General features: G+C 65.3%; 12 protein-coding genes. 9 read left to right on the forward strand and 3 right to left on the reverse strand.

What is annotated here, in order from left to right:
* Positions 1-46: 46 nt before the first annotated feature.
* A complete protein-coding gene (locus BBA01S_RS31465) occupies positions 47-1,129 on the reverse strand; it encodes an AGE family epimerase/isomerase (protein ID WP_027819914.1) in 1,083 nt (360 codons plus the stop codon).
* 182 nt (positions 1,130-1,311) lie between these two features.
* Between BBA01S_RS31465 and BBA01S_RS31470 the strand changes: the two genes are divergently transcribed.
* The 3 genes from BBA01S_RS31470 to BBA01S_RS47670 all read left to right on the forward strand — a co-directional run bounded on the left by BBA01S_RS31470 (position 1,312) and on the right by BBA01S_RS47670 (position 3,653).
* Complete coding sequence (locus BBA01S_RS31470; protein WP_027819915.1) at positions 1,312-1,998, forward strand: MgtC/SapB family protein; 687 nt, start codon at positions 1,312-1,314, stop codon at positions 1,996-1,998.
* A gap of 235 nt (positions 1,999-2,233) precedes the next feature.
* Entirely contained in the window at positions 2,234-3,286 is a 1,053-nt protein-coding gene (locus BBA01S_RS31475; RefSeq protein ID WP_027819916.1) for a hypothetical protein, read from the forward strand.
* Positions 3,287-3,497: 211 nt separating this feature from the next.
* Entirely contained in the window at positions 3,498-3,653 is a 156-nt protein-coding gene (locus BBA01S_RS47670; protein WP_167336062.1) for a hypothetical protein, read from the forward strand.
* Between the two features lie 151 nt (positions 3,654-3,804).
* Here the strand turns inward: BBA01S_RS47670 and BBA01S_RS31485 are convergent, their stop codons facing one another.
* Both BBA01S_RS31485 and BBA01S_RS45335 read right to left on the reverse strand, forming a co-directional pair.
* Complete coding sequence (locus BBA01S_RS31485) at positions 3,805-5,109, reverse strand: glycosyltransferase WbuB (protein ID WP_027819917.1); 1,305 nt, start codon at positions 5,107-5,109, stop codon at positions 3,805-3,807.
* Between the two features lie 145 nt (positions 5,110-5,254).
* Positions 5,255-5,998 (reverse strand): hypothetical protein, encoded by a 744-nt coding sequence (locus BBA01S_RS45335; RefSeq protein WP_052391981.1) that lies wholly within the window; start codon positions 5,996-5,998, stop codon positions 5,255-5,257.
* 969 nt (positions 5,999-6,967) lie between these two features.
* On the opposite strand from BBA01S_RS45335, the gene BBA01S_RS31495 reads away from it, so the two are divergent.
* The 6 genes from BBA01S_RS31495 (at position 6,968) to gmd (ending at position 15,956) form a co-directional block, all read left to right on the forward strand.
* Positions 6,968-7,819, forward strand: coding sequence for a helix-turn-helix domain-containing protein (locus BBA01S_RS31495; RefSeq protein ID WP_407668349.1), 852 nt, complete (start codon positions 6,968-6,970; stop codon positions 7,817-7,819).
* A 349-nt stretch (positions 7,820-8,168) separates the two neighbouring features.
* Positions 8,169-9,626, forward strand: a complete 1,458-nt coding sequence (locus BBA01S_RS31500) for a mannose-1-phosphate guanylyltransferase/mannose-6-phosphate isomerase (protein WP_084162677.1) — start codon at positions 8,169-8,171, stop codon at positions 9,624-9,626.
* Positions 9,627-9,686: 60 nt separating this feature from the next.
* The gene (locus BBA01S_RS31505; RefSeq protein ID WP_042298229.1) at positions 9,687-11,114 is read left to right on the forward strand and encodes an undecaprenyl-phosphate glucose phosphotransferase; all 1,428 of its coding nucleotides are present in this window, start codon (positions 9,687-9,689) and stop codon (positions 11,112-11,114) included.
* A 190-nt stretch (positions 11,115-11,304) separates the two neighbouring features.
* Positions 11,305-12,498 carry a polysaccharide biosynthesis/export family protein gene (locus BBA01S_RS31510; protein ID WP_027819921.1) on the forward strand — a complete coding sequence of 398 codons (1,194 nt, stop codon included), beginning with the start codon at positions 11,305-11,307 and terminating at the stop codon, positions 12,496-12,498.
* Positions 12,495-14,762 carry a polysaccharide biosynthesis tyrosine autokinase gene (locus BBA01S_RS43635; RefSeq protein ID WP_084162673.1) on the forward strand — a complete coding sequence of 756 codons (2,268 nt, stop codon included), beginning with the start codon at positions 12,495-12,497 and terminating at the stop codon, positions 14,760-14,762. The genes BBA01S_RS31510 and BBA01S_RS43635 overlap by 4 nt, the downstream gene beginning before the upstream one ends.
* Before the next feature lie 78 nt (positions 14,763-14,840).
* Positions 14,841-15,956, forward strand: a complete 1,116-nt coding sequence (gmd, locus tag BBA01S_RS31520; RefSeq protein WP_027819922.1) for a GDP-mannose 4,6-dehydratase — start codon at positions 14,841-14,843, stop codon at positions 15,954-15,956.
* The last annotated feature ends 3 nt before the right edge of the window (positions 15,957-15,959 follow it).

Raw genomic sequence — 15,959 nt, forward strand, 5'->3', positions numbered from 1 at the left:
CATCGATTCAGATGCACCGCCCTTTTTCTATTCCTGGCGCCGGTTTTTACAGCGCGTTGTAGGCCGTGAGCAGGTGATACGGCGTGGTCGAAGGCATATCGGCGCGCGCGATCTCGCCGTTTGCGCTGCGGCATTCGACCCAGCCTTGCGGCGTCAGGAAACGCCCCGCGAACCGCTCGATCTGTGCGTCCAACGTTGCGCGCACAACGGTATCGCCGTGTGTCGCGATCGCGCGCAGGTACTCCGTCTGCGCCCAGATGCGCTGCGTGGCGTCGGTCACGCGGCCTTGCTCGTCGAGCGCCGCGGCGACGGCGCCCGTGACCGGGCTCACGCCGTGCTTCACCGCAAAGGCGAACGCGCGCACAAGCGCTTCCTGTAGCCCCGACGCGCCCAGCCGCTGCTCGCCTGCCTGCGCCGCGAGCCAGAACCACTCGAACTGATGGCCCGGCTCCAGCCGGTTGCCGGCCGCGCCCAGCGGCAATTCGGCGATGCAGCCCGTCGGCGCGTGCAGGAAGCCGCGCGCGAGCGCTTCGCAAAGCTGCGTGATGGCGGTGTCGAAGGCGGCGTCGCCGGTGGCGTCGCGGGCCACGAGCCAGGCTTCGGTCAGGTGCATCAGCGGGTTTTGCAGCGGGCCGCCGATGACGTTTGAGAACGAGACGTCGAGCGCGGCATGCAGCAGGCCGTCGGGCGCCCTGAAGCGGTCGAGGATCAGCGCGGAAGTCTCGCGCGCCGCGTCGAGCGCCTCGCTCACGCCGAAGCGCTGGCCATACGCCGAGCACGCGAACACCACAAACGCATGCGTATAGAGGTCTTTGGTGGTATCGAGCGGCGCGCCCTGCGGATCGACGCTGTAGAACCATCCTCCGTGCGTGCGGTCTCGAAAGGTGTGGCGCAGCGATTCGAACAGCGTATGCGCGTGGGCGGCGTCGCCGGCCTGCGAGAACACGAAGAGCTGGCGGGCGCAGGCCATGGCGCGGTAGCGCGCGTCGGGCAGGGGCTGGCTGCCGCTGGCGTCGATGGCCTCGTGCGGCAGGCGCAGCGCGGCGTTGAAGCCGGGGCCGCGCCACAGCGGCAGGACGATGCGGGTGTAGTGGTCGCGCAGGCTGGCTGCGCCGGTGAATGCGTTCATGGAGGCGTGTGCGCGGCAAGCGGCGGCACGAAGCGAAAACAGTGTCGGCGATTGTACGCTGCGGCGCGCCCTGTCTCGAATCGAAGCCTTTCTAAAGCTTGCCTTTCGGGCCATGCAGGCCGCCCGCGCCGCCCGTCCCCGACCCGCAATTCCCCATTCCAACAAAAAGGAGAACGACAACCATGCTGAACAACTTCGAACTCATCTCGCGGCTCGTCATCGCGGCGGCGCTGGGCAGCGTCATCGGCTTCGAGCGCGAGCGGCTGTCGTGGGCCGCCGGGCTGCGCACGCACATGCTGGTGTGCGTGGGATCGGCGCTCATCATGATCGTGTCGGCGTTCGGTTTCGCCGATGTGCTGAGCATGGATCATGTCGTGCTCGACCCGTCACGGATGGCGGCGCAGGTCGTGTCGGGCATCGGCTTCCTGGGCGCGGGCTCGATCCTGCTGCGCGGCGAGATCGTGCGCGGCCTGACCACGGCGGCGAGTCTCTGGTCGGTGGCGGCGATCGGGCTCGCGGTGGGCGGCGGGCTTTATACCGCGTCGATCGCGGCGACCGTGATCATCCTCATCATCCTCGCGGGCATCAAGCCGCTGGAGCGCCGCTTCATCACCTTCCGGCAGCGGCGGCAGATCTCGCTGCTGGTGCAGCGCGGCGCGCTCACGTTCCATTCGCTGCACGACGCGCTGGGCACGTCGAGCCCGCGCGTCAAGCAGTTCGTGGTGCAGCAGAGCGACGATTCGCCCGAACTCGACGAAGTGATGATCGTGCTGGCGCGCGTGTCGTCGATGGAGTACGACGCGATCTGCACGGCGCTGCGCAGGCTGGACGCCGTCAAGGAGTTTCGCGAGGACGGCCCGCAGAGCTAAGGGGGCCCGCCTGACGCGCGGATCGATGCGTCGATGCGTCATGGATACTTCATATTTTAGGGACGCACACCGGCAACGTTTGCGGCTAAGATGCCTGTCCAGGGCGCGCGGACGGTCGACGGGAATACGGGGTCGACGCACGGGCGCCCGAAGAGCGATCGCGGCTGTCGCGCTGCGGCCAGGCTAGACCGCCGCGCGACGCGAGTTCATCCGAAGCGAGCCTCATCGTTGACCCATGGCCGATCAAGCAGACTACGCAGACAACGCAGAGAATGAATCGTCGGAAGCCGGGCGCAGTGCGCGCGGCACGACGTCCCGCCGGCGAGCAGCAGCGCCTGAGACCACCACGGGCGTGACGCTGGACACCGCGCCCGCTGAACCTACCCTCGACCTGTTCGGAGACGGCCTCGCGCCTGAGTTCGCTGGCTCGACGCCGGGCGTGAGCCCGAAAGTCGGTCGCGCGATGGCGTCGCCCGCCGCGCGCCGTGCCGCGCGGCAGAAGACCGCGCCGCTGCCGCAAGAGCCGCTTGCCGATCCCGCCGAGCCGTTTTTCCATGCTGATCCGGCGCAGGAGCACGTTGCGGTGGCTGATGAACCGGCCGCGCCCGCGGGCGCCGAAGCGCCGGACGCCGCTGAAGTCGTCAAAGCCGCCGCAGCGGTTGAATCCCCTGAACCCTCGCAGCCCACCGAGCCTGCCGAACCGTCCACTGCAAGCGCGTTTTCCTACGCGCCGACTAGCGCGAGCGGCAATCCGGCGCATCTGAGTTCGGTGGTGCACGCGTCGGACTTCGAGTCGGCCGTGCACGGCCCGGTTCATGCGCAAGCCGACAAGGCGGCCTCGTCCGACCTGGCCGACGCGCTGGCGGTGCAGGCGCGCAGAACGAAGTGGATGCTGACGGCGGCGGTCGCCGCCCTCGTCGTCACGACGGGTGTGGCGGTGGTGGAGACCACCATGCTGGCCAACTTCTCGTCGGACGCCCAGGCGCAGCAGCAACGTATCGAAGTGCTGCTGCAAAACCAGCAGGCCGCGCTCGACAAGCTGACGGCGCGGCTGGATGCGCCGCCCGTTACGCCGGCCGCGGTCGTCGCGCCCGCAGTGGCCGCGCCGGTTGCTCCCGCCGCAGCCCGCGCGCAATCGGCATCGGCAACCTCGCGCCACGCCGCACGCGTGGCCAAGGCCAAAGCCGCCGCCGACAAAGCCGAGAAAGCCGACAAAGAGAAAGCCGCCTCGCACGCTGCCGCCAGGGCGCATGCCCAATCGAGCACGCGTCAGACGACCAAAAACTGATCGTCGCGGTTCGATTTCGACCCCTAAATAGAAGGAAACTTATGTGTTGCCTCAGCGCAACGCGTAGGTCTCCTGCGCAGGCCTCCTATTTACGGGCTGCGACGTCCCGCCGCGCTTTTTTTGTTGCACTGCACTGGCATTGGCTCAGGGAAAACCCTATAATGCTTTCAGTCAGGGAAAACCCTTAACTTCCGCCTAACCAGGAGTCATCATGAGCTTCATCCTCGCACTGCTCCAGAAGGTGGACGACTTTTTCGCGTCGCCCTACCTGCCGATGGATGCCGATTATTCGTACGCTGCGCGTAGCCGCGAAGCCGAACGCATCCGCCGCTCGCACTACGCGCCGTTCGGCCTGCCGCGCGACTAAGCTGTTCACCGCTGGGAAAGATCTGACCGCAATCGGAGCGACTGCACTACACCGCCCATCTGCTGGTTGATTGAAACGCAGCGAACAAAGCCGGTTCTTGTGAAAGAGCCGGCTTTGTTGCGTCTGGAGCTGGAAAAAGGGCGGGAGGCGATCAGCCGGGCCGCTTTGCGTCGCGCACGTGTTCCAGCGCGGGCGTGCTTTCCGCCTCGGCGCGCGCAATGGCCGGTTCCTTACGCGCGGCCCGTGCCGTGCGCAGATGCGCCTCGAAATCCTCCAGCACCGCATCGCGCGAGAGCGACGCCACCGCGAACGCCCGGCCCGCGCGGCCATACTCCGCGCGGCGCACCGGATCGTCGGCCAGGGTGCGGATCGCCTGGGCGAGACTGGGGGCGTCGCCGGGTGGCACCACCATGCCGCGCGGCGCGACCACGTCGTGCAGTTCAGTGCCGGGGCTGGCCATCGCGATCACCGCGCGCCCGCTTGCGAACATGCCGGTGAGCTTGGAGGGCATGACCAGATCGGCGGCATCGGCGCGTTGCGGCAGGACGTGGATGTCCGCCAGATTGAGCAGCTCGTTCAGTTCCTCGACGGGGCGCAGGTCGATTACGCGGCAATTCGGCAACTGGCCGCATGCTGCTTCGATAGCCGCCCGCGCCGGGCCGCTGCCGCAGAACACGAACGCCAGGTCGGGCTGATCCTTGAGCGCGAGCGTGGCGTCGGTCAGGACGTCGAGGCCCTGCTTCATACCCATGTTCCCCGAATAGAGCACGACCACCGCATCGGGCGCGAGGCCCAGCGTTGCCTTCAGGCGGCTCGTGCGCTCCAGCGGAAACACCGCGTCCGTGCTGGCCCAATTGGGAAAGCGCACGAGTTGCGCGGCGCGCACGCCCTTGTCGGCGGCGCGTTCGAGCATCTTGCCGGAGATCGTCGAAACGCTGTCGAAGCGCTTGAGCAGCGTGCGCTCGACGGCAAGCGCCGTGCGCTTGAGCCACGAGCCGCGCAGGATGTCGAGCTTGAACGCGGCATCTACTTCGAAATCCTGAATATGCAGCCACGCGTGCGCGCCGCACAGCCGCGCTGCGAGCCAGCCGATGGGCGCATTGAGCAGGCTGGGCGCGACGCAGAACACCACGTCGGGACGCCAGAGCGCGAAACGCAGCATCAGTGGCAGGCTGGACAGCGCGAAGCTCGCGAGATGTACGAGACGGCCCTTGCCGCGCGGCTTCGACGGCACCCACAACGGGGCGCGCGAAACACGTACGCCATCGCGCGTCTCGCTGGCATAGCGGTTCGCGGTGTACGGCTTCGCGACGCGCCACTCGGGGTAGTAGGGCGGCGCCGTCACCACGCGCACTTCGTGGCCGCGTGCGGCGAGCCATGCCGCCATTTCGCCGGTGTACTTGCCGATCCCGGTCATTTCCGGTGCGTAGTTGATGCCGTAGATCAGGATTTTCACTGGGCCTCCGCGCGCGCTGTGGGACTTGCCTGAACATCGCTCATGAGTGGCCGATTATGGGGCGGCAAAATGCGCTCGCGCCCGCCACGATCTCGCGGCGATCCGACAATCGCCCCAAGCCCGTCGCGACCTCGCAAAATATCGATCAGGAGTACCCAGCAAGCCGGTCGCGGAAATGGCGCACGGCGCGCACCATCGTGCGCAGCCTGGCTTCGAGTCCTGCGTCGTAATGGTGGATGATGAGCGAGCGGCGCTCGCCATCGGCGACATGCAGGTTGTGATGAAGCGTGACGAAGCCATTGAACACATAGGCGTTGCCAGGCTCGCAACGGATGCGCCGGCAATGACGCATGCCGAAGCCGCTATTGACGATCGCGCGCCGCAGCCCGAAGGGCAGGCCATGTTCGAAGAAAAGCCACGTCTTGCTAAATAGATGCATGAGCGGCGCGAGCGGCTCGTTGCGGCGCACGTGCACGATCAGGTCGCCGTTCTGCTCGCCGTCCGGTGCGCGCTGCAAGGGGATCAGCACCGTGAGCACATGCGAATCGAAATGGCGCAGGTAGCTTTGCGCGGCCATGTGCGGCCCGACGCAACGCAGCACATGAACAGGCGCATCGGTGGCCTCGCGCGCCAGCGTCTGCCCGACCCAGAGCCTCGCCGCCGCGCAGACCTGCGCTTCCATCGCGCTGAAGGCGTCGTGCAGGCGCAAGGCATCGGCGAACTGGCGCGCCGTGGCCGACGCCCGGCGGCCGTCGGGCGGCTGCCATTCGTGGCGCGCGGCCTCGATGGCTGCATTGATGCTTGCGAGCAGTTCCGTTGGCACCACGCCGACGAATTCCCTCACGAACTCGCCGATGAGGCCGTTCTCAGTCGTCACCCCTGTGTCCATGGCCTGGCCTTTTTGTCTGTTCACCGATCGCGTGCCGCAAGACATGGCCGCCATTAACTCGCGGCGGCCGGCTTCAAAGCTTTCGGCCCACGTTACTACGGGCCCGCAGGGTGCCGACGCCAAGTTTTCGGCTTAATCGGCCATCCAGGGGTTCACGAGCGGTAAATGCGTCCGGCGTTTTTTTGCCATGCACCATACAAAAGCAATTTTTCCCGTGGTTTTTTGACACGTTATTCGTGCGGGAAGAAAAAGTACGGGAAAACCCGTTTTTTATTTCTGATTGATAACGTCATTCCTCGGATGATTTTGTGTGCATCTGACTCAGAGTGGAATGATTAATGCTTGGCGCCATATTGACGTATTCATTCGACAGGACATATAGAAGCGATGGATTAAATCAGACAAATAAAATACGTGGCTGGATACGTCATGACTCACCTCGTACCGGTCATAAAGCACTGATAAATAGTCATTTACAGCATGTTGCGCTGCAGCGTCCCAGCGAGCAGCAATGGCGCTCGCGTCGTGCCGGCGTTCCTGCGCCAGCCAGTTTTTATCGAATGACTTCACGCTTATTTAGCAGCGGAATGCGTGCAGCACTCGTCATATCAATGTGCGATGGCCCACATAAATATACAGTTTATTGATCCGCCAACACCTCGCCATAATCGGTCACGTCACGCGCAATGCATTTCGGCAAGCTATGATGCACTGCACACGGAACAATAAAATCGCATCGCGGAATGCGAAACAAGGGAGCCAGCGGACCGTCCACAGTGGGGATCAGTCATGGCATACGTCGTTATAGATGATCGAGGTTCGGCCGCGTCGCTGTCGGCCAGAAACACCGCGACGCGAGTCACCCGGGAAAGCGTTACTCGGCAAATCGGGATTGTGCTGTTTGAAGGTTTTTCCCTGCTTGGCGCGGGGATGGTGGCAGAGGTGTTCCAGCTGGCCAACGATATTGCAATGTCGGAAGGCGCAAGGTCATTGCCGTATCGCGTCTGGCTGCTCTCGGTAGAGGGGGGCGCCGTGGCCTGTTCGTCGTCGCTCAGGCTGGCGACATCCGCGATCGACGAAGTGGGCGATTCGTGCATCCGCGGTTTCGACGCGCTGTTCATTGGCGGTGGCCGGGCAGTGGCCAATGCATTGGGCGATGCACGCCTGAAGGCATGGCTGCATCGCGTGGTGCCGGCGAGCGATGAAGTGCGCGCGATCGGCGAAGGCCATCAGTTGCTGAAGGCAGCCGGGCTCGAATCCGGGCAGGGCGGCGCACCGTTCGGCCAGCGCGTGCGTCTTGCGGGCGCGGAAGAAGACGCGGCCGCCGACGACCATCATGAGGCGCTGCGCGCGGCACTCGTGCTGATCCGCCGCGACATGGGCGCCGACGCTGCGCGCAAGGTGGGCGAGCGCGCGTTGCCGAGTCTTTCCACGCGGCTATCGGCGTTGTTTGCCGATGCCTCGCGGCCGACTTCGGGCGACAAGGTGTGGGCGTCCGCGCGCTGGCTGCAGGAAAACTGCGAACGCGCGATCTCGGTGGCGGACGCAGCCCAGGCCTTCGCGATGAGCGAGCGCAATTTCCTGCGGCGTTTCAAGGACGTGCTTGGCATGACGCCCTCGGACTATCTGTTGCAGGTGCGGCTCGAATTGACGTGCCAGTTGCTCGTCAACACCGATCTGCCGGTGGACAAGGTCGCGCGTCGCAGCGGCATGCGCGACGGAGACCGTCTCTCCAAGGTCTTCCGCAGCCGGCTGGGCGTGTCGCCCACCGAATATCGCAGCCGCCATCGCGTTCGGGTGGACGACACGATTGGCCAATGAGAAGGCCAATAAGCGCCCGATACGCGCCCGATAAGCGCCTATTAAGCGCCGCTCTGGCGAACTCATCCATATAGCGCGGTTCCGCGCTAACGGTACGTCCCGCACGGCTCGACGCCGTGCGGGACGAAGACAGCACACGCATTCCACTTCGACGACGGGCGAAGCGCTCGCGCGCAGGCGCAGCGTTGCCCCGGCGGTTTCAACTCGCTATACATAATAGGAGTACGAAGCGATGGAAGTCGATTACGGAAAAATCGCAAAGCCCGCGGAAACCACGCGTGCGGGCTCCCACGCGACGCCGGTGTTCGTGACTGTCGACGTGCTCGACGTGAGTACGCCGGGTGCGCCCATGACGCATGTGCCGACTTTGCGCATCGCGCCGGTCGTGCTGGCGGGCGGCGCGGGTACGCGTCTCTGGCCGATGTCGCGTGAACAGTTCCCCAAGCAGTTGATCGGCGTGATCGGCCAGGACACGCTGCTGCAATCGACGATGCGCCGTCTCGACGGTTTCCCCACGCCGTGGGAGATCGTGCCGGAGCCCATCGTCGTATGCGGCGACGAGCACCGCTTCCTGACCGCGGAGCAGACCCGCGCGAGCGGCGCCAGGGCGGCGATCATCGTCGAGCCCGAGCGGCGCGACACCGCGCCCGCGCTCACGCTGGCCTGTGCCGCGGCGTGTGCGCAAGGCGGCGATGCCATCGTCGTGGCCATGCCTGCCGATCATGCAATTGGCGACCTTGCGGCCTTCCAGCGCGCCGTGAGCCGCGCCGCGCGCCATGCGGAAGCGGGCGCCATCGCCACGCTCGGCGTGCCGCCGACGCGGCCCGATACGGGCTTCGGCTATATCCGCCTGGGCAAGCCGCTCGACGACGGCGCGCGCAATATCGCGGGCTTCGTCGAAAAGCCCGCGCCCGAGCTGGCCGCGCATTACGTCGAAACCGGCGATTACTGGTGGAACAGCGGCATTTTCGTTGTGCGCGCATCGGTCTGGCTGGATACGTTGCAGCGCCTGCAGCCCGCGATGCACGAGGCCTGCATGGCGTCTTTTGTGTCGGGGCAGCACGACGGCGCGTTCTTCCGTCCGCATCGCGACTACTTCAAGGCCTCGCCGTCCGATTCCATCGACTACGCGGTGATGGAGCGCCTGGGCACCGACCCGGCGCTCGCGCCCGGCGTGGTCGTGCCGCTCGATGCGGGCTGGTCTGACCTGGGTTCGTGGGACGCCGTGTGGGATGCGCTCGACAAGGACGTGGACGGCAATGTGGGGCGCGGGCGCGTGATGTTCGAGAACTCGACGTCGAGCCTCGCGCATTCCGAAGGGCGTCTCGTGGCCTGCGTGGGCGTGAGCAACGTGGTCGTGGTGGAAACCGACGACGCCGTGCTGGTGGCCGACCGTTCGCGCGTGAAGGACGTCAAGGGCCTGGTGTCGAAGATCAAGGCGCTGCACGCGCCCGAAGCCAACACGCACCGCAAGGTGCGCAGGCCCTGGGGCTATTACGACTCGATCGACAAGGGTGCGCGCTTCCAGGTCAAGCGCATCGTCGTGCAGCCCGGCGCGCAGCTTTCGCTGCAACTGCATCACCACCGCGCGGAGCATTGGGTCGTGGTGAGCGGCACGGCGCTCGTCACGCGCGGCGACGAGCAGTTCATGCTGAGCGAAAACGAATCGACCTTTATTCCGATCGGCGTGCGTCATCGTCTGGAAAACCCCGGCAAATTGCCGCTCGAAATCATCGAGGTGCAATCGGGCGCTTATCTGGGCGAGGACGACATCGTGCGCTTCGACGACACCTATGGCCGAGCCTGAGCGTATCTGTAGCGTGCACCGCGAGCGCACGCGTTGCGCTCGCAACTGGAGGGTCGGGCCATGAGTACCATCGAGTTCGTGCCGGAATCCCCGGCTTCGTTTGGCGGCGTGCAGGGACTGCTTGCGCGCGTGCTGGACGTCACGCTGATCGTTGTCTGTGCGCGCCTGGCCACGAGCCTGCACGCGACCGACGGCATTTCGCAGGGCGTGGAGGGTGCGTTCGCCCTGTTCGCCTGCGCGTTCACGCTGGCGGTGTTTCCGGTGTTCGGCGTCTATCAGTCGTGGCGCGGCCGCTCGATCGTGCGGCTGGTGTCGCAGGTGCTGCTCGCGTGGCTGGTGGTGTGCGTCTGCGCGCTGGTGATGATGTTCGCGGTGCATCGCGCCGATGCCGTCTCGCGCATGTGGTTCACGTGGTGGATCGGCTACACGGCGCTCGCGCTGGTGGGCGCGCGGCTGGTCGTGCGCGCCGCGCTGTCGCGTGCTCGCCATGCGGGCATGAACCTGCGCAACGTGGCGATCGTCGGTTGCGGCGAGCATTGCCAGCATATCGTCGAGCGCATCCAGCAAGCGCCCGCCACGGGTTTTCGCGCGATGGCGGCGTATGACGCGAAGCCGGCAGGCGGCGCGTCGATCATCGGCGTGCCGGCGTTTGCGGGCCAGGATCACTTCGCGAGCTTCGTCGATTTCGTGCGCCGCAACGGCATCCAGGAAGTGTGGCTGGCATTGCCGCTGTGCGAGGAGCAGGCCATCCTGCAATGCGTGAATGCGTTTCGCGACGATCTCGTGAACGTGCGCTTTATTCCGGACGTGCGCAGCATGGCGCTGTTCGGCAGCGCGATGATCGATCTTATCGGCATGCCGGCGATGAATCTTGTCGCCTCGCCGATGCCCGCTCATGCGCTCGCGAAGAAGGAGATCTTCGACCGCGTGTTTGCGGCGGCGGCGTTGTTCGCGCTGCTGCCGGTCTTCATTGCGGTGAGTATCGCCGTGAAGCTTTCTTCGCCGGGGCCGGTGTTCTTCACGCAAAAGCGCATGGGCGCGGACGGTCGCGTGTTCCGCATCTACAAGTTCCGCACCATGCGCCAGCATGCCGAAGTCGCGGGGCAGGTCGTGCAGGCCACGCGCAACGACTCGCGCATCACGAAGATCGGCGGCATCCTGCGTCGCACGAGCATGGACGAGCTGCCGCAGTTCTACAACGTGCTGCGCGGCGAAATGTCGGTGGTCGGCCCGCGCCCGCACGCGATCGAGCACGACGAGCTCTATCGCAAGGTCGTCAACGGCTATATCCATCGTTATCGCATCAAGCCGGGCATCACGGGCTGGGCGCAGGTGAACGGCTATCGCGGCGAGACCGATCGCGTGGAGAAGATGGAGCGCCGCGTCGAACACGATCTCTACTACCTTCACCACTGGTCGTTTGCGCTCGACATGCGCATCGTGGCGGCCACCGTTCTCAAGGGGCTTGTGCACAGCAACGCGTACTGATCGCGCGTCCATTGGTGTGGCGATCGAAGAGAGGTGGACGCGGGGGGAAACAGCGCGTCTGTTCCGGGGTTTTCGTTCGTCATCCTTCATTTCCTCTCAACGTTGGGGAAGAATGATCGTGTTCATCCAGATGCTGGAAGGGTTCATCGTTGCCGCCGTCCTGCACGCGTGCCAGAGAGCACGCGGCGCGATGCGCGCACCGACACCTCGTATCAAGCGCCCTGCAACGCAGTCCCGCCGCCTGGGCCGCGGCGGACTGGCGGCGCTCATCGCCATTCTCGCGCTGGCCAGCGCGCTCACGGGCTGTTCGACCGCGCCGGGCATGCGCATGTCGCAACCGGCGACCTTGCCGACAGGAGAAGGCACGGACGCCAATGCATCGCAGGCGCAAACCGAAGTGCCGATCACCGAAATCAACCTGCGGCTGATCCAGCAGCTGCGTGCGGCCGCCGCGCCGGACAACACGTGGGCGATGCTCGAATCGATGAGCCAGCCCTCGCACTACACGCTTGGCCCCGGCGACGTGCTCGACATCACCGTCTGGGATCATCCGGAGCTGATCGCCGCGCAAAGCGGCCAGGCCAATAGCGTGTCGGCGCAACGTTCTGCCGACCCGGCGCCAGGCTTCGTGATCGATCAGGATGGCTATCTGCAGTTTCCGTACGTGGGCCGGCAGCATGTCGCCGGCATGCAGATCGAGGACGTGCAGCGCATCGTGCACGAGCGGCTCTCCGAGGTCTACAACAAGCCGCAGGTGACCGTGCGCATCGTGTCGTATCGCTCGAAACAGATCTACGTGGACGGCGAGGTGCAGTCGCCTGGCTCGCTTGCGATCAACGATGTGCCGATGACGCTCTATCAGGCGGTCGCGCGCTCCGGTGGCTTCACCAAAAACGCCGACCAGAGCCAGATGGTGCTGGTGCGCGACGGCAAGTCGTACCGGCTCGACCTGCCCGCGATGCTCGCACGCAACGAAAACCCCGCGAGCATCCGCCTGCGCAACGGCGACCTCCTGCGCGTGGTGGCGCGCGAGGAAAACGGCGTCTACGTGATGGGCGAGGTGTCGAAGCCGGTCACGGCGGTGCCCATGCGCAACGGCAAGCTGATGCTGAGCGACGCGATCTCGCAGGCGGGCAGCGTCAACGCCAATACCGCCGACCCGCAACAGCTTTACGTGATTCGCGGCGCGGAAGGCACGCAGGCGCAGGTCTACCACCTGGACGCGCGCTCGCCGGTGTCGATGATCCTCGCCAATCAGTTCCAGCTGCAATCGAACGATGTCGTCTACATCGACAGCAATGGGCTCGTACGCCTTTCGCGCGTGCTGAATCTCCTTCTTCCGGCCATTAACGCGGGCCTTACCGCAGCGGTGTTGACAAAATGAACGCACCTACTCCTCGCCTTGTACGAGAGCCCGCTGCCGAGCACCTGAGTGCTGTTGCGCCACTCGATCCGCAGCCGCTCGCCGCGCAGATGGATGTGCCGCTGTCGATGTGGTTCTCGCGTATCGCCGAAAGCTGGCGCCTGATTCTGGCCATGACCGTGCTCGCGCTGCTGCTCGGCGGCTTCTATGCGTTCGTCGCGACACCCGTGTATGAAGCGCAGTCGCTGATCCAGATTCTCGACAACGAGCTGTCGTCGAAAGACCGCGATTCGCTGGGGGAGCTGGCTTCGATCTTCGATAAGGGCGGCACGGCCGCCGCCGAAATCGAACTGCTGCGCTCCGATCTCGTGGTCGGCCAGGCGGTCTCGCGCCTGCACCTCGATATCGACGTGCAGCCGCATTATTTCCCGTTGATCGGCGCGGCGCTCGCGCGCCATGTGCCGCCCGGCGAACTCGCGCCGCCGCGCTTCGGCCTCGCGCAATACGCGTGGGGCGGCGAAGAAGTGGCGATCAGCGCGCTCGACCTGCCGCCGCGTCTTGCGCGCGAAGGCGTGGTGCTGGTCGCGCAGGGCGGCAATACGTACAGCCTCGTGACGAAGGGCGGCCAGCTCGTGCTCAACGGCCGCGCGGGCACGACAGCGACGGCGCAGTTCGGCAGCGAACCCGTGTCGATGCGCGTCGACACGCTGGTGGCGCGTCCCGGCACGCAGTTCGGCGTGACGAAAGTGTCGCTCGAACATGCGACGAGCGAACTGCAAAGCCATCTCACGGTGGCGGAACGCGCCAAGCAGTCCGGCATGATCGGCGTGAGCCTGCACGGCAACGACGCCGCGCGTACGGCCTTGATCCTCAATACGATCACCGAGCAGTACGTCAAGCAGAACATCGACAGCCGCTCCGGCGAAGCCGAGCATACGCTCGCATTCCTTGAGCAGCAGTTGCCGCAACTGCGCGCGGAACTCGAAGACGCCGAGGAGAAGTACAACCGCTTTCGCAATGAAAACGGCTCGGTCGACCTGAGCGAGGAAAGCCGCTTGCTGCTGCAGCAGGTGGTGGACGACAAGACCAAGCTCGTCGATCTCCAGCAGCAGCGCGACGAGATGATCCAGCGCTTTACGCCCAAGCATCCTGCCGTGGCCGCGCTCGACGCGCAGATGGGCACGCTGCGCCAGCAGATGGCCGATCTGTCCGCGCGCGTCGAGAAGATGCCCGACACCGAGCAGAATGCGCTGCGCCTGATGCGCGACGTGCGCGTGGATACGCAGCTCTACACGAACCTGCTCAACAACGCCCAGCAGTTGCGCGTGGTGAAAGCGGGGCAGGTGGGCAGCGTGCGCGTGGTCGACCACGCTTCGCTGCCTGAATATCCGGTGCGTCCGAACCGCTCGGTGATTCTCGTGTTCTCCGCGCTGCTGGGCGTGCTGGTGGGCGTGGGCATCGCGCTGTGCCGCAAGATGGTGTTCGGCGGCGTGGAAAATTCGAAGGAGATCGAGCATGTGATCGGCGTGCCGGTCTATGCGGTCGTGCCGCGCAGCCCCGCGCAACTCAAGATCTATGAAGCCATGAAGCGCGGTACGCGCGCCCAGCATGTGCTTGCCGGTTGCGCCGCGCACGACGTGGCGATCGAAGGCATTCGCAACCTGCGCACGGCGATGCAGTTCGGACTGCTTGCGGCCAGCAACAACATCGTTGCCATCACCGGGCCGCGCAACAAGGTCGGCAAATCGTTCGTCTCGGTGAACTTTGCGGCGGTGCTCGCGCTGGGCGGCAAGCGCACCATCATCGTCGATGGCGACATGCGGCGCGGCGACATTCACGAGTACCTGAACATCCGTCGCCGTCCCGGTCTTTCGGATGTGATTGCGGGAGCAGACCTGGACAGCGCGCTGATCCGCAACGTGCTGCCAGGGCTCGACGCCTTGCCGCAAGGCACGGTGCCGCCCAATCCCTCCGAGTTGTTGATGAGCGAGCGCTTTCGCTCGCTGCTCGACGAGTTGTCCGCGCGCTACGACGTGGTGCTGATCGACACGCCGCCGGTGCTGGCCGTGACCGACGCCGCACTGATCGCGCGCCGCGCGGGTGCGACGCTGCTGGTCTGCCGTCATGGGCGCGATGCGTTGTCCGGCATCGGCGAGACCGTGCGGCGGCTGCGCCACGGCGGCATCGCCGTGAAGGGCGTGGTGCTCACCGATGTGCCGCGCGGCCCGTTTGGCTACGGCTCGAATTTCCCCACCTACACGGCGGACGCCGTGGAACTGCATTGACTCGATAACACCGACAACACTGACAACGCGAATCGCACCGCACGGGACGTGCGCGCACGCACACTGGAGAGCGCCATCATGGAACGCAAGGTTGCACTGGTCACGGGCATTACGGGGCAGGACGGTTCCTATCTCGCGGAACTGCTGCTCGACAAGGGCTATGAGGTTCACGGCGTGAAGCGCCGCGCCTCGCTGTTCAATACCGACCGCATCGACCACCTGTATCAGGATCCGCACCAGACGGGCCGTAATTTCGTGCTGCATCACGGCGACCTGACCGATTCGACCAATCTTATCCGCATCATCCAGTCGGTGCGGCCCACGGAGGTCTACAACCTCGCGGCGCAGAGCCACGTGGCGGTGTCATTCGAGGAACCCGAATACACGGCCAATGCCGATGGCGTGGGCACGCTGCGCATCCTGGAAGCGATCCGCATTCTTGGGATGACCAAGGAGACGCGCTTCTACCAGGCCTCGACGTCCGAACTCTATGGGCTGGTGCAGGAGATCCCGCAGACTGAGCGCACGCCTTTTTATCCGCGCAGCCCTTATGCGGTGGCGAAGCTCTACGCCTACTGGATCACCGTCAATTATCGCGAAGCGTACGGCATGTATGCGTGCAACGGCATCCTGTTCAATCACGAAAGCCCGAATCGCGGCGAGACCTTCGTCACGCGCAAGATCACGCGCGCGATCGCACGCATCAAGCTGGGCCTGCAAAAGACGCTCTATCTGGGCAACCTGGACGCGAAGCGCGACTGGGGCCACGCGCGCGACTACGTGCAGATGCAGTGGCTGATGCTGCAACAGGAACAGCCCGAGGACTTCGTGATTGCCACGGGCGTGCAGTATCGCGTGCGCGATTTCGTCGAGGCGGCGGCCACCGAAATGGGCATCGAGATCGCGTGGAGCGGCAACGGCGCGGAGGAAACCGGCACCGTGGCGAGCGTGCGCGATGGCAAGCATGTCCGGCCCGGCGACGTGATCGTGCGCATCGACCCGCGCTATTACCGTCCCACCGAAGTCGAGACGCTGCTGGGCGACCCGGCGAAGGCCAAGCAGAAACTGGGCTGGGAGCCGACCACGAGCTTCGAGCAACTGGTCAAGGAAATGGTCTGGTCGGACTACGAACTGGCGGGGCGCGACGAGCTGGTCAAGGAGCACGGTTATGTCGCCTACGACTATCACGAGTAAGCG

Origin of the sequence: Paraburkholderia bannensis NBRC 103871 (assembly GCF_000685015.1) — a bacterium.
Taxonomy (GTDB): Bacteria; Pseudomonadota; Gammaproteobacteria; order Burkholderiales; family Burkholderiaceae; genus Paraburkholderia; species Paraburkholderia bannensis.

What these genes read in the sequence shown, in the direction of transcription:
- gmd (WP_027819922.1), top strand. Translation starts at nt 14,841, where the DNA reads ATGGAACGCAAGGTTGCACTGGTCACGGGCATTACGGGGCAGGACGGT.
- BBA01S_RS31495 (WP_407668349.1), top strand. Translation starts at nt 6,968, where the DNA reads ATGTCGGAAGGCGCAAGGTCATTGCCGTATCGCGTCTGGCTGCTCTCG.
- BBA01S_RS31500 (WP_084162677.1), top strand. Translation starts at nt 8,169, where the DNA reads ATGACGCATGTGCCGACTTTGCGCATCGCGCCGGTCGTGCTGGCGGGC.
- BBA01S_RS43635 (WP_084162673.1), top strand. Translation starts at nt 12,495, where the DNA reads ATGAACGCACCTACTCCTCGCCTTGTACGAGAGCCCGCTGCCGAGCAC.
- BBA01S_RS31475 (WP_027819916.1), top strand. Translation starts at nt 2,234, where the DNA reads ATGGCCGATCAAGCAGACTACGCAGACAACGCAGAGAATGAATCGTCG.
- BBA01S_RS31470 (WP_027819915.1), top strand. Translation starts at nt 1,312, where the DNA reads ATGCTGAACAACTTCGAACTCATCTCGCGGCTCGTCATCGCGGCGGCG.
- BBA01S_RS31505 (WP_042298229.1), top strand. Translation starts at nt 9,687, where the DNA reads ATGAGTACCATCGAGTTCGTGCCGGAATCCCCGGCTTCGTTTGGCGGC.
- BBA01S_RS45335 (WP_052391981.1), bottom strand. Translation starts at nt 5,998, where the DNA reads ATGGACACAGGGGTGACGACTGAGAACGGCCTCATCGGCGAGTTCGTG.
- BBA01S_RS31465 (WP_027819914.1), bottom strand. Translation starts at nt 1,129, where the DNA reads ATGAACGCATTCACCGGCGCAGCCAGCCTGCGCGACCACTACACCCGC.
- BBA01S_RS31510 (WP_027819921.1), top strand. Translation starts at nt 11,305, where the DNA reads ATGCGCGCACCGACACCTCGTATCAAGCGCCCTGCAACGCAGTCCCGC.
- BBA01S_RS47670 (WP_167336062.1), top strand. Translation starts at nt 3,498, where the DNA reads ATGAGCTTCATCCTCGCACTGCTCCAGAAGGTGGACGACTTTTTCGCG.